Source organism: Klebsiella sp. FDAARGOS_511 (assembly GCF_003812845.1).
GTDB classification, from domain to species: Bacteria; Pseudomonadota; Gammaproteobacteria; order Enterobacterales; family Enterobacteriaceae; genus Klebsiella; species Klebsiella grimontii.
The window spans coordinates 3862277-3875114 of sequence record NZ_CP033824.1; the positions used below are offsets into that span (position 1 = coordinate 3862277).

14 protein-coding genes are annotated in these 12838 nt (G+C 61.7%); all 14 read left to right on the forward strand.

Features of this window, described 5'->3' with window-relative positions; translation table 11 throughout:
- Positions 1-3 precede the first annotated feature (3 nt).
- The 14 genes from EGY08_RS19690 to EGY08_RS19755 all read left to right on the forward strand — a co-directional run bounded on the left by EGY08_RS19690 (position 4) and on the right by EGY08_RS19755 (position 12710).
- Positions 4-327, forward strand: a complete 324-nt coding sequence (locus EGY08_RS19690; RefSeq protein ID WP_004125124.1) for a Rieske (2Fe-2S) protein — start codon at positions 4-6, stop codon at positions 325-327.
- A complete protein-coding gene (locus EGY08_RS19695; RefSeq protein WP_004125120.1) occupies positions 324-632 on the forward strand; it encodes a recombinase-like helix-turn-helix domain-containing protein in 309 nt (102 codons plus the stop codon). Before EGY08_RS19690 ends, EGY08_RS19695 begins: the two co-directional genes overlap by 4 nt.
- A 10-nt stretch (positions 633-642) precedes the next feature.
- A complete protein-coding gene (locus tag EGY08_RS19700) occupies positions 643-1665 on the forward strand; it encodes an aromatic ring-hydroxylating oxygenase subunit alpha (protein ID WP_004125117.1) in 1023 nt (340 codons plus the stop codon).
- A complete protein-coding gene (locus EGY08_RS19705; protein ID WP_004125115.1) occupies positions 1665-2414 on the forward strand; it encodes an SDR family oxidoreductase in 750 nt (249 codons plus the stop codon). The genes EGY08_RS19700 and EGY08_RS19705 overlap by 1 nt, the downstream gene beginning before the upstream one ends.
- Before the next feature lie 13 nt (positions 2415-2427).
- The gene (locus EGY08_RS19710) at positions 2428-3216 is read left to right on the forward strand and encodes an IclR family transcriptional regulator (RefSeq protein ID WP_004125113.1); all 789 of its coding nucleotides are present in this window, start codon (positions 2428-2430) and stop codon (positions 3214-3216) included.
- 87 nt (positions 3217-3303) lie between these two features.
- On the forward strand, positions 3304-4230 hold the full coding sequence (locus tag EGY08_RS19715; protein WP_004125106.1) for a VOC family protein: 927 nt from the start codon (positions 3304-3306) through the stop codon (positions 4228-4230).
- A complete protein-coding gene (locus tag EGY08_RS19720; RefSeq protein WP_123828820.1) occupies positions 4227-5414 on the forward strand; it encodes an NAD(P)/FAD-dependent oxidoreductase in 1188 nt (395 codons plus the stop codon). Before EGY08_RS19715 ends, EGY08_RS19720 begins: the two co-directional genes overlap by 4 nt.
- Positions 5415-5440: 26 nt before the next feature.
- Complete coding sequence (locus EGY08_RS19725; RefSeq protein WP_123828821.1) at positions 5441-6697, forward strand: MFS transporter; 1257 nt, start codon at positions 5441-5443, stop codon at positions 6695-6697.
- A gap of 10 nt (positions 6698-6707) precedes the next feature.
- Positions 6708-7238, forward strand: coding sequence for a cupin domain-containing protein (locus EGY08_RS19730; protein WP_004125089.1), 531 nt, complete (start codon positions 6708-6710; stop codon positions 7236-7238).
- A gap of 9 nt (positions 7239-7247) precedes the next feature.
- Entirely contained in the window at positions 7248-8018 is a 771-nt protein-coding gene (locus tag EGY08_RS19735) for an alpha/beta fold hydrolase (protein ID WP_004125084.1), read from the forward strand.
- Positions 8002-8796, forward strand: a complete 795-nt coding sequence (locus tag EGY08_RS19740; RefSeq protein ID WP_004125082.1) for an SDR family oxidoreductase — start codon at positions 8002-8004, stop codon at positions 8794-8796. Before EGY08_RS19735 ends, EGY08_RS19740 begins: the two co-directional genes overlap by 17 nt.
- A gap of 9 nt (positions 8797-8805) precedes the next feature.
- Positions 8806-9570, forward strand: coding sequence for an aspartate dehydrogenase (locus EGY08_RS19745; protein ID WP_049113594.1), 765 nt, complete (start codon positions 8806-8808; stop codon positions 9568-9570).
- A 15-nt stretch (positions 9571-9585) separates the two neighbouring features.
- The gene (locus EGY08_RS19750) at positions 9586-11055 is read left to right on the forward strand and encodes an aldehyde dehydrogenase (protein WP_123828822.1); all 1470 of its coding nucleotides are present in this window, start codon (positions 9586-9588) and stop codon (positions 11053-11055) included.
- A gap of 14 nt (positions 11056-11069) precedes the next feature.
- Positions 11070-12710, forward strand: coding sequence for a thiamine pyrophosphate-binding protein (locus tag EGY08_RS19755; protein ID WP_123828823.1), 1641 nt, complete (start codon positions 11070-11072; stop codon positions 12708-12710).
- Positions 12711-12838: the final 128 nt, after the last annotated feature.

The window sequence follows — 12838 nt, forward strand, 5'->3', positions numbered from 1 at the left end:
GCGATGAGCTGGATTGGCGTGTGTGACGCGGAGCAAGTACAGGAAGATTTCCCCTACAGCGGCAGTATCGACGGTAAAGAAATCGGTATCTATCTGATTGATGGCGAATATTACGCGCTGGAAGACGTTTGTCCCCACGCTTATGCGCTGCTGAGCCAGGGCTTTGTTGAAGATGGCAAGGTGGAGTGCCCGCTGCATGAAGCGGTATTCGACGTCAAAACCGGCCAGTGTTTGCACGGCCCCGGTGGCCGCAGCCTGCATCGCTACCCGGTGCGGGTATACGACCAGCAGATCCAGATTTCTTTTATCGAGGAGAACGTGGCATGAGCGAATCCCTGGACTTTAACCCGGCATTGCCGGAAAGCCGTCAGTTCACGCCGCCGGCGGAAGGCGGAAACGGCAATATTCACAAGCCCGGCGACTATCCCAATCTGATCTGGCAAACCCGCAGCCGGGTGCCGGAAAGCTGGGAACTACAGCTTATTGCCACCCTGGAAACGCTCTTTGAGCAGGGCGCGGAAAACCTCGGCGAGCTGGTGAGCGGCCTGAACGGCGTCAGAATGTACGACCAGCAGGGCGAACCGTGGAGCGAAAGCAGCTTCCAGGCATTTCTGCAGGTAAATGGATACTGAGGACACAGCGATGACGACAACGGTACAAAACTATCTTGATAAAGGGTTACGCGGCCTGTGGTATCCGGTGCTGGCGAGTTGGGAAGTGCAGTCGGCCCCGGTGGGCATTACCCGCCTCGGCGAACAGATTGTGGTCTGGCGCAATAAAGACGGCCAGGTGCAGGCGCTGGAAGACCGCTGTCCGCATCGCGGCGCGCGCCTGTCGATGGGCTGGAACCTGGGCGATCGCATCGCCTGCTGGTATCACGGCGTGGAAGTGGCCGGCAACGGCGAAGTGAAAGACGTCCCGGCAGTTGACCGCTGTCCGCTGGTGGGTCAGCAGTGCGTCCGCAGCTACAGCGTTCAGGAAGCGCACGGCGCTATTTTTCTGTGGTTTGGCGTCACCGCCGACCAGCAGCCTGATGAGCTGAACTTTCCGCAAGAGCTGGCCGATAGCGACAAATATAGCAACTTCCTGTGTACCGCGGCATGGAAATGCAACTACCAGTACGCCCTGGAAAACGTGATGGACCCGATGCATGGCACCTATCTCCACTCCTCCTCGCACTCGATGGCGGAAGGCGATCGCAAAGCCGACATGGTGCTGCAGCCCACGAAAACCGGGTTTATTTTTGAGAAGAAAGGGCAGGTTGGCGTTAACTTCGACTGGGTTGAACTGGGCAACAGCGGGACCTACTGGATGCGCCTCTCTATTCCGTACAAAAAGCGCTTTGGACCGGGCGGTCACTTCTGGATTGTCGGCATGGTGGTGCCGGAAGATAACGACAACTGCCGCGTCTTCTTCTGGCGCATCCGTGGCGTACAGGGCTGGCAGCGCGATCTGTGGCGTTTTATGTATCGCAACCGCCTGGAAAAACTGCACTGGGAAGTGCTCGAACAGGATCGCGTGGTGCTGGAAAGCCTGGCGCCGAATGCCCGCGATCGTGAATATCTTTATCAGCACGACGTCGGCCTTTCGCGTCTGCGCCGCATGATGCAGAAAGCGGCAAAAGAGCAGTTGGCAGCCCTGGAAGAGCAGCAGGGAGCCGCCTGATGAACGGCCTGCTTAACGGGAAACGTATCGTCGTCACCGGCGCGGCGCGCGGCCTGGGCTACCACTTCGCCGAAGCCTGCGCCGGACAGGGCGCGGCGGTGGTGATGTGCGACATTCTGCGGGGTGAGCTGGCGGAAAGCGCCCATCGTCTGCAGGAAAAGGGCTACCGCATCGAATCCCACGCGATCGATCTCGCCGATAGCGAATCGATCGACCGGGTATTCAGCGCTATCGGCGAGCGGGGAGCGATCGACGGGTTAGTGAATAATGCGGCAATGGCCACCGGCGTCGGCGGTAAAAACATGCTCGATTACGATCCGGATCTGTGGGATCGGGTGATGACGGTTAACGTTAAAGGTACCTGGCTGGTGACCCGCGCGGCGGTGCCGCTGCTGCGCGAAGGGGCGGGGATCGTCAATGTCGCCTCGGATACCGCCCTGTGGGGGGCGCCGCGGCTGATGGCCTACGTTGCCAGTAAAGGCGCGGTGATCGCGATGACCCGCTCAATGGCCCGCGAGCTGGGGGAAAGGCGCATCCGCATAAACGCCATCGCGCCGGGGCTGACCCGCGTTGAGGCGACGGAATACGTGCCTGCGGAACGCCATCAACTTTATGAAAACGGTCGCGCGCTGAGCGGCGCGCAGCAGCCGGAAGACGTCACCGGCAGCGTGGTCTGGTTGCTCAGCGATCTGTCGCGGTTTATCACCGGCCAGCTGATCCCGGTCAACGGCGGTTTTGTTTTTAACTAATAAGTGAGGCGGTATGGCGAACGATCAGGAAGTGAAGTACCTGGTGCCGGGGCTTGAGCGCGGCCTGCAGCTGCTGCTGGCTTTTGGCGAACAGCATCGCGATCTGACCTTCGCCGAGCTGCACCGGCTGGTGGATATGCCGAAAGCGACCGCTTATCGCGTGGTGCAAACGCTGGAGTATATGGGCTTTCTCGAGCGCAACGCGCGCACCAACACCTTTTCGCTGGGGATGAACGTGCTGCGGCTGGGCTTTGAATATATCGCCTCGCTGGATATCGCCCAGGTGGGTCAGCCGGTTATCGAGCAGCTGCGCGATGTCAGCCAGTGCAGCAGTCATCTGGCGATCCGCGATGGCCGGGACATTATCTACATCGCTCGCGTCAGCGCGGCCGGTTCGCGGATCAACCAGGTCAGTGTTGGCACCCGGCTGCCGGTGCACTGCACCTCGCTGGGCCGCATGCTGCTGACCGATGTTTCACGCAGCGAGTTTGAACAGCTGTTCCCTGACGAGCGACTGCCGGGCAACACGCCGGGCCAGCTGCACGATCGCGAAGCGCTGTGGCAGATGGTACAGCAGGATAAAGCCCGCGGCTATGTGATTGGCGAGTCGTTCTTCCGCCACGGCATCTCGTCGATTGTCTACCCGGTGTATGACCGCAGCGGCCGGGTGGCGGGGGTGGTCAGCATCCTGGTTCCCTCCGATGAGATCCCGCAAAGCGATCGCGAGCGGCTGCAGAACGACGTCAGCCTGGCGGCGGACAAAATTTCCGGTTTCTTGGGATATTTGTCTCAGGCTAGTTAAATCAAACACTTAATGGCAGGCGCTTGAATGCGCCGGGCATGTTTACGCCCAAATTCGGGCGACAGAACGGTAAAGAGGCGACGAACAATGAGTATTACCGGAATTGAAAAGCTGGAATTTGGCGTAGATGACCTGAACCATAGCGCCAAATTTATGCACGATTTTGGCCTGGCTGGCGATGCCAGCGGGCGCGTGTTTACCACCCTCAGCGGCGCGCGCGTCGAGCTTAATCCGATCGACAGCCCCGACCTGCCCCCAGCGTTTGAGGCCGGCAATACGCTGCGCCGTATGACCTGGGGTGTAGCGGATCAGGCGGCGCTGGAGGCGCTACGTCCAAAGCTGGAACGTCAGCCCGGCTTCCGCAGGGTTGACGGCGCGCTGGAGTGCCTCGACCCGAACGGCATGACGCTGCGGGTGCAGGTCAGCCAGCAAACGGCGGTAGAGCTTAACGTCGAGCCGATCAACCAGTGGGGCGATGTTCGCCGCATCGACACGCCGAGTCCAGTTTACGACCGCGCGCAGCCGATCAACGTCGGCCACGTGGTGTTCTTTGTTGAAGAGCTGGCGGCGGTCGAAAGCTTCTATCGCGAAGTCCTCGGCTTCCAGGTGTCAGACCGCTACATCAACCGCGCGGTATTCCTGCGCTGCGGCGCGCGCGGGGGCCATCACAACCTGTTCCTGCTGCAGCTGCCGAACCGCAAGCGGGGTCTGAACCACGTGGCCTTCACCGTGCGTGACATCCACGAGGTGATCGGCGGCGGCATCGCGATGAACAAAAACGCCTGGAGTACCTTTATCGGCCCCGGCCGCCACCCGGTCTCTTCGGCCTACTTCTGGTACGTCAACAGCCCCACCGGCGGCGCCTTCGAGTACTACACCAACGATGATTATCTGACGGAAAACTGGCAGCCGCGCGAGCTGGAGCACTCGTTGGTCTCCTTTACCGAATGGGCAGTGGAGGGCGGTATCGACCACGATACTCGCCGCCAGCAGAAAAAAACGGAGGCGGTATGACGGCGCGGATTGTGATTGTCGGCGGCGGCCAGGCGGGCGGCTGGGCGGCGAAAACGCTGCGCGACGAGGGATTCGACGGTGAGATTTGCGTGGTGGCGGAAGAGGAATGGGATTTCTACGAGCGGCCGCCGCTTTCCAAAGCCGCATTGTTGGATACCGATGCGCAGCTACCGCGCTTGTTTTCGCACGAAGCGCAGCAGGCGCTGAACCTGACCTGGTATCGTCCGCTGCGTGCAGAGCAGATTGACCGGGCCGCTAAAACGCTGATTTTAAGCAACGGCGAACGTATTAGTTACAACATTCTTTTAATCGCCACCGGGGGGCGAGCGCGTCTGCCGGGCGAGGCGTGGGCGGCGCATCCTCAGGTTTATACCTTGCGTCACTGGCAGGATGCGCAGCGTCTGAAAAGTCGTCTGGCGGAAAGTCAAAAACTGGCCATTGTCGGTGGCGGCTGGATTGGCCTTGAGATTGCCGCCTCGGCGCGGAAAAACGGCGTGGCGGTGACGCTGTTCGAGCAGCAGCCTGCGCTGTGCATGCGTTCGGTGAGCGGCGAGGTGTCGCAATGCTTAGCGGCAATTCATCGCGCGCAGGGCGTGGATATCCGTACCGACTGCGGCGCGCTGGAGCTGGAAGATAATAACGGCCTTCCGGTCATTCACTGTGACGGTAAGCGCGAAATTTATGATGCGGTGGTGGTGGGGATCGGGGTCGATCTTAATCTCGAACTGGCGCGCGACGCGGGGCTGAAAACAGAGCGCGGGATCGTTGTGGATACCCAGGGGAGAACGTCGGATCCGTTCATCTTTGCTGCCGGGGATGTGGCGCAGCATCATCACTACGGCCTGTGCATCCAGTCCTGGGCCTTCGCCCAGAATCAAGCGGTGGCGACGGCAAAAGCGATGCTCAACCCCGATGCGCCAGGCTACGACGACGCGCCGTGGCTGTGGTCGGATCAATATCAGCACAATATCCAGATCCTTGGTATTCCGCAGCCGGGCAGCAGAACGATAGCGCGTGAAGACTCGCTGTACTTCTCGCTGGACGAAAACGGGCGGCTGGCGCAGCTGGTGGCGTTCAACGATGCGCGTACCGTCAAGCTGGCGAAGCGCTGGATGGCGGCAGGGCGAGATTTATCCGCTGTACCGCTCGCTGACCCGGCCTTTTCACTGATGTCATTGCGATAGCTAACCCGCACCCTTAAGGGGGAGAAATGACCACATTAGAGACTAACGCCGCGCCTACTGAGGCGAGCGGCGAGGGCATCCGCACGCCTGAAAAAGCGGTTCGCTGGGCCATTCCGCTGTCGCTGCTGGCCTGCGTACTTCTGGCGTTCTTCGACAAGATCAGCATCGCCGCGCTGTTTTCCGATAGCCACTTCCAGCAGGCGATGGGCATCGATTTCGACACCACTCGTCTGGGTATCCTGATGAGCGCTTTCCTGCTGAGCTACGGATTTTCCTCAGTGCTGTTAAGCGGCCTGGGCGACCGTATCGCGCCGCTGCGTCTGCTTACCGGGATGATGGTGGTGTGGTGCATTTTAATGCTGGTGATGGGCTTCACCCACAACTACACGCTGATGGTGACGCTGCGAATTCTGCTGGGTATCGCCGAGGGGCCGCTGTTCCCGCTGGCGTTCGCTATCGTCCGCCATACCTTTCCGCAGCACCTGCAGGCGCGGGCCACCATGCTCTGGCTGCTGGGCACCCCGGTGGGCGCGGCGATTGGCTTTCCGCTATCGATTTGGCTGCTCAACACCTTCGGCTGGCAGAGCACCTTCTTTGTGATGGCGATGCTGACGGTGCCGGTACTGATTTTTGTGCGTATCGGGCTGCGCGGCGTCAGGCTGGAGGCGAAAGCAAGCGGCGGGCAAACGTCGCAGGAGGCGCGCCGCAGTGCCCGCCGCGAGCTGTTTGTCAGCCCGCACTTCTGGATGATTTGCATCTTCAATATCGCTTTTCTCGCCTATTTGTGGGGCATCAACGGCTGGCTGCCGGGCTACCTGATTAAGGGCAAAGGTATCCATCTTGAACACGCCGGCTGGCTGTCTTCAATGCCGTTTATCGCCATGCTGCTCGGCGAAATCATCGGCGCCTGGCTGTCAGACCGCGTCGATAAGCGCGCTGCCGCCTGCTTTATTTCCCTGGCAGGTGCAGGTATTGGCCTGGCTGCGGTGATGCATTTCACCACGCCGTTGCCGGTGATCGCGGCGATGAGCTTTAGCACCTTTATGTGGGGGACCGGCGCGCCGAATATCTTCGCGCTGCTGGCCAAGGCGACCCATCCGCGAGTCAGCGCCACCGCGGGCGGAATTTTCAACGGGCTGGGAAACTTTGCCGGGGCGTTATCGCCGGCGGTGATGGGCGCGCTTATCGCCTTCACCCACAGCATGGATTCCGGGCTGATTTTTCTGGTGGTGATGGCGGCGGTGGGCTGCGTCCTGTTACTGCCGCTGCTAAGACGTTACTGAGGATAAAACGATGACTGATTCAACCGTAACCGCAAAACCGAGTCTGAAACCTGAACATCTGACGATGGAAGAGTGGGTCGAGTCGCGTATTGCGCGCTTTGAAGGCCGTAAATACGACTGGAATGCGCTGAAGTTCCAGGCGGATTTCGATCCGAAGTATCGCCGCGCGCAGATGCGCTATATCGGCACCGGCGCGACCGGCGTCGCCAGCGATAGCAATACCGTTCAGGCGGAACACTTCACCTTCTCCACCATGGTACTGCCGTCCAAATGCGAAGGCCCGCTGCATCTGCACGACGATGTGGAAGAGGTGTTCTTCATGCTCAAAGGGCAGATCACCCTGATGATTCAGGATGGCGACAGCTATACCGAGACCGTCCTGCGCGAACGCGATCTGATTTCCGTTCCGGCCGGAATTTATCGCGGGCTGTTCAACCATGGAGAGGAAGAGGCGCTGATGTGCGTGATGCTCGGTACGCCAAAGCCGCATATTCCGACCTACCCGGAAGATCATCCGCTGTCAAAAGTGAAGCGTAGCTAAGGAGCGATGATGACGGGTTTTCGTGAACAAGGAAGCGGTACGCCGCTGACGCTGCTGCACGGCATCAGTTCCGGCGCGGCCTCCTGGCATAAACAGATGGCGCTTCCGGGCTACCGCGTGCTGGCCTGGGATATGCCCGGTTATGGCGAAAGCCCGATGCTTGCGACGGCGCGGGCGGATGCCGGCGACTACGCCGATGCGCTGGCGCGGATGCTCGACCGCGCCGGGGTGCAGAAAACCGTACTGGTCGGCCATTCGCTGGGCGCGCTGGTCGCCGCCGCTTTTGCCGCCAGGTATCCGCAGCGCGTGCGGTATCTGGTGCTGGCCGACGTCGCTCAGGGCTACGGCCAGGCGGCAGCCGCGCAGCGGGAAAAAGTCTGGCAAGGGCGTCAGCAACAGATGGCGCTGGGCGGTGAGGCGATGGCCCTGGGACGGGCGGCGAAGCTGCTGCGCCCCGGCGCGCGCGAAGCCGATGTGGCGACGGTTGCGGCAGGCATGCGCAGGCTGCGCAGTGAAGGCTATCTCGCCGCCGCCTGGATGCTGGCGCACGACGACATCCACCGCTGGCTTGCCGATTATCGCGGCCGCTTCGCCGTGTGGTGCGGCGAGCAGGATGCCATCACCCAGCCCGAGTTGGTGCAGGGGGTGGCGCTACGCTACGGCATGCCGTACACCGCTATCCCGCAGGCCGGGCACGCCAGCTATCTCGATAACGCGACGTTTTTTAATCAACAGCTTTTACGCATAGGGGAAGAGGTGCGCGATGAATGCACAAATTGAAGGACGCGTCGCGGTGGTCACCGGCGGCTCGTCAGGGATTGGTTTCGAAACGCTGCGCCTGCTGCTGGGCGAAGGGGCGAAAGTCGCCTTTTGCGGCCGCAATCCGGACCGGCTGGCCAGCGCCCACGCGGCGCTGCTAAACGAATATCCCGCTGGGGACGTGTTTTCCTGGCGCTGCGACGTTCTGAATGAACAAGAGGTTCAGGCCTTTGCAAATGCAGTAGAAGCCCATTTTGGCGGCGCTGACATGTTGATAAACAACGCCGGCCAGGGCTATGTCGCCCATTTCGCCGATACGCCGCGCGAGGCCTGGCTGCACGAAGCCGAGCTGAAACTGTTCGGCGTGATTAATCCGGTCAGGGCGTTCCAGCCGCAGCTTGAGCGGTCGGATATCGCCTCAATTACCTGCGTGAACTCGCTGCTGGCGCTGCAGCCGGAAGAGCACATGATCGCCACCTCCGCTGCCCGCGCCGCGCTGCTGAATATGACGCTGACCCTGTCGAAGGATCTGATCGGCAAAGGGATTCGCGTCAATTCCATTCTGCTGGGCATGGTCGAATCCGGACAGTGGCAGCGCCGTTTTGCAAACCGCAGCGATAAGAGCCAGAGCTGGCCAGAGTGGACCGCCGACATCGCCCGCAAGCGCGGGATCCCGATGGCGCGGCTCGGAAAACCGCAGGAGCCGGCGCAGGCGCTGCTGTTTCTCGCTTCGCCGCTGGCTTCGTTTACCACCGGCGCGGCGCTGGATGTGTCCGGCGGCTTTTGCCGTCACCTGTAGGGAAAGATGATGAAAAAGGTGATGTTAATCGGCTACGGCGCGATGGCGCAGGCGGTCATTGAACGGCTGCCGCCGCAGGTGGCGTTAGGCTGGATCGTGGCGCGCGAGCCGCACCATGCGGCGATCCGTCGGCAGTTTGCCGGGGCGGTTGCGCCGTTAAGCGATCCGCAGCAGTGCGACCAGACGCCGGATCTGGTGCTTGAATGCGCCAGCCAGCAGGCGGTGGCGCAGTACGGTGAGGCGGTGCTGGCCCGCGGCTGGCATCTGGCGGTGATTTCCACCGGCGCGCTGGCGGATAGCGAACTGGAACAGCGCCTACGCCAGGCGGGAGGCAGGCTAACGCTGTTGGCGGGCGCGATAGCCGGTATTGATGGCCTGGCGGCGGCGAAAGAGGGCGGCCTTGAGCGTGTGACCTATCAGTCGCGTAAGAGCCCGGCCAGTTGGCGCGGCAGCTATGCCGAGCAGCTGATCGATCTTAGCGCGGTACATGAAACGCAGATCTTCTTTGAGGGCAGCGCCCGCGAAGCGGCGCGGCTGTTTCCGGCGAACGCCAACGTGGCGGCAACCGTGGCGCTGGGCGGCATTGGTCTTGATGCCACCCGGGTGCAGCTGATGGTGGATCCGACGACGCAACGCAACACCCATACGCTGCACGCCGAAGGGCTGTTCGGCGAGTTTCACCTGGAGCTTAGCGGCCTGCCGCTCGCCAGCAATCCCAAAACGTCGACCCTGGCGGCACTGAGCGCGGTACGCGCCTGCTGCGAACTGACATAACGCAGAGAGGCTGAGATGGACGAGTTAGACATTTTTATCGGCGGCCAGTGGCGGCGCGGCGGCGGCAACCTGATGCACAGCCGCTTTCCGGCGGATGGATCGCTTAACGCTTCGCTATATGCGGCCAGCCTGGACGATCTGCAGGAGGCGATCGACTGCGCCGATCGCGCCTGGCGGGAGCCGACGTGGCGGGCCACGCTGCCGCATCAGCGGGCAAAGATCCTGCATAAGGTCGCCGATCTGATTGAAGCGCAGAGCGACGAGTTAACCCGCAAGCAGAGCCGCGACAACGGTAAACCGCTGGCGGAAGTGCGAGGTCTGGTGATGAGTGCGGCGGGTACCGCGCGCTATTTTGCCGCCGCCTGCGAACTGCTGGAGGGCGAGCTGCCGACGCCGCGTCAGGCGGATCTGCTGACCCTGAGCCGCTATGAACCGCTGGGCGTGGTGGCGGCGATTACGCCGTGGAACTCGCCCATCGCCAGCGAAATGCAAAAAGTTGCGCCGGCCATCGCCGCGGGGAACGCAGTGATCCTCAAGCCGGCGGAAGCGACGCCGCTGATGGCGCTGGAGCTGGCGCGCATCTTTGAGCAGGCCGGGCTGCCCGCCGGGCTGCTGAGCGTGCTGCTGGGCAAAGGTTCGGTGATTGGCGATGCGCTGGCTCGTCATCCTAAGGTGCGCAAAATTTCCTTTACCGGCGGTACCGCTACCGGACGACATCTGGCGCACGTGGCGGCGGAAAAACTGATCCCGGCGTCGCTGGAGCTGGGCGGCAAATCGCCGACCATCGTGCTGGAAGATGCCGATATTGAACAGGCGGCGCGGGGTATCTGCTACGGCATATTCAGCTCCGGCGGCCAGGCCTGCATCGCCGGATCGCGTCTGTTCATTCATGAAAAAGTCTATCCGCAATTAATGGCCCGGCTGCTGGAATTAACCCGCGGGCTGCGGGTGGGCCATCCGTTTAGCGCCGACACCCACGTCGGACCGCTGATTAACGATAAGCATCGCCAGAGCGTGCTGGCGTATGTCGAACTGGCGAAGCGCGAAGGCGGTAGCGTGCTGTGCGGCGGCGAGATCCCGGCGGATCCGGCGCTGGCGGCGGGCAGCTACTTCCAGCCGACGATCGTCGAGGGACTGAACAACCAGGCTCGCGTCTGTCAGGAAGAGATCTTCGGGCCGGTGCTGGTGGCGTTGCGCTTTAGCGATGAAGCGGCGCTGATCCGCGAGGCCAATGACTCCGTCTTCGGGCTGGCGGCGGGGATCTGGACGCGCGATACCGGCCGCGCCTTGCGCCTGAGCGAACAGCTGGAGGCCGGTACGGTGTGGATCAACACCTATAAGGTTTTCTCTATCTCCACCCCGTTTGGGGGCTTTAAAGAGAGCGGATTGGGCCGCGAAAAAGGTATCCAGGGTCTGAAGGCCTGGATGCAGCAGAAGAGTATTTATCTGGCGACGGGTAATAGCGTCAACCACTGGTGCGATTGAGATAAGGGTGAACAATGAGCGAAATGATAACCGTCGGCGACGCCATCGCCAGAACGCTGGAGCAGTATCATGTTGAAGCCATGTATGGCGTCATCTCTATTCACAATCTGCCGATCGCCGATGCCGTTGGCCAGCGGGAAAAAATCCGCTTCGTCCCGGCGCGCGGGGAGGCGGGATCGGTGACTATGGCTGACGCCCACGGGCGTTTTTCCGGGCTCGGCGTGGCGTTGACCAGCACTGGCGCCGGGGCGGGCAACGCCGTCGGCGCGCTGGTTGAAGCGATGAACGCCGGCACGCCGCTGCTGCACCTCACCGGCCAGGTTGAAAAAGCCTGGCTGGATGCCGATACCGGGTTTATTCACGAAACTCGCGATCAGCTGACTTTCCTGAAGGCCAGCTCAAAGCGCGCTTATCGCATCAGTAGCGCCAATCAGGCGGTCGCTCTCCTGCATAAAGCGATTCAGGAGGCGCAGACGCCGCCATGTGGCCCGGTCTCGGTTGAAATTCCGATTGATATTCAGAGCGCCAAAATCCCGCTTTCGCTGCTGACCGCGCCGTTGAAACACGCTTCGGCTGTGGCGCCGGAATCGTCGATGGTTGATACGCTGTGGGCGCAGCTTAAGCAGGCGAAGCGGCCGCTGCTGTGGCTTGGCGGCGGCGCCTTAGAGAGCTGCGAGGCGGTGAAGGTGCTGGCGGATGCCGGGATGACGGTGATTTCCAGTACCCACGGCCGCGGCATTCTGCCGGATGGTCACCGCGCCAGCCTGCGCGCATTTCATAATTCGCCGTCGGTTGAAGCGCTGATTTCACACTGTGATTTCACACTTGTCGCCGGTTCACGGTTACGCAGCAACGAGACGCGTTCGTGGACGCTGGAGCTGCCCGCGCCGCGGGTGCAGATTGATATCGACCCGGCGGCGGCCAGCCGTAACTACCTGATGGACAATACGCTGGTGGCGGACTGCCGCGCATTATTAGGCGCGCTGGCGGAACGAGCGCAGGGGCGCATATGGGGCGACGCGCGCTGGGATAGCCAGATAAAAGAAGCGGTGGCGATCGCGGAGCAGGGGCTGCGCGAACAGTGCGGCGATTACGCCAGATTAAGCGACGCGATCGCGCAGGCGCTGCCGGCGAACGGCATCCTGGTACGCGATATTACCGTGTCCGGTAGCCTGTGGGGCAGTCGCCTGTTTCGCGCCCACGGTCCGCTGATGAATATTCACTCGCTGGCCGGGGCTATTGGTATGGGGCTGCCGATGGCTATTGGTACCGCGATTGCCAATCCGCAGCGTAAGGTGGTGGGGCTGGTTGGCGACGGTGGCCTGAGCCTGAACCTCGGTGAACTGGCGACGCTGGCTCAGGAAAAGGCTAACGTGACGCTGCTGATTATGAACGATGGCGGCTACGGCGTGATGCGCGGCATTCAGGATAAGTATTTTGGCGGCCGCCAGTATTATAACGAGCTGCATACGCCAGATTTTACGCTGCTGGCACAGGCCGTCGGTCTGCAGGCGTGGAGCGTCGATCGGGCGGAGGATTTCCAGGCGGTGATGACCGAAGCGCTAGCGATGCCGGGGCCGTCGGTGGTGGAGGTGAAAATGGGCGAGATAGGCGCGCTGCGCTTTGCCGGCCCGCCGCAGAAGACGCTGTACTAGTCTGACGGCGAGCCCGCAGGCCGCCTCCGGGGAAAACGCCCGGCTTGAGGGCCCAAACCCTCTCCTTACCGGGAGAGGGGGGAGGCTCCACAAGGCGTTCCTCTTCACTATAAATAGTGAGAGTACGC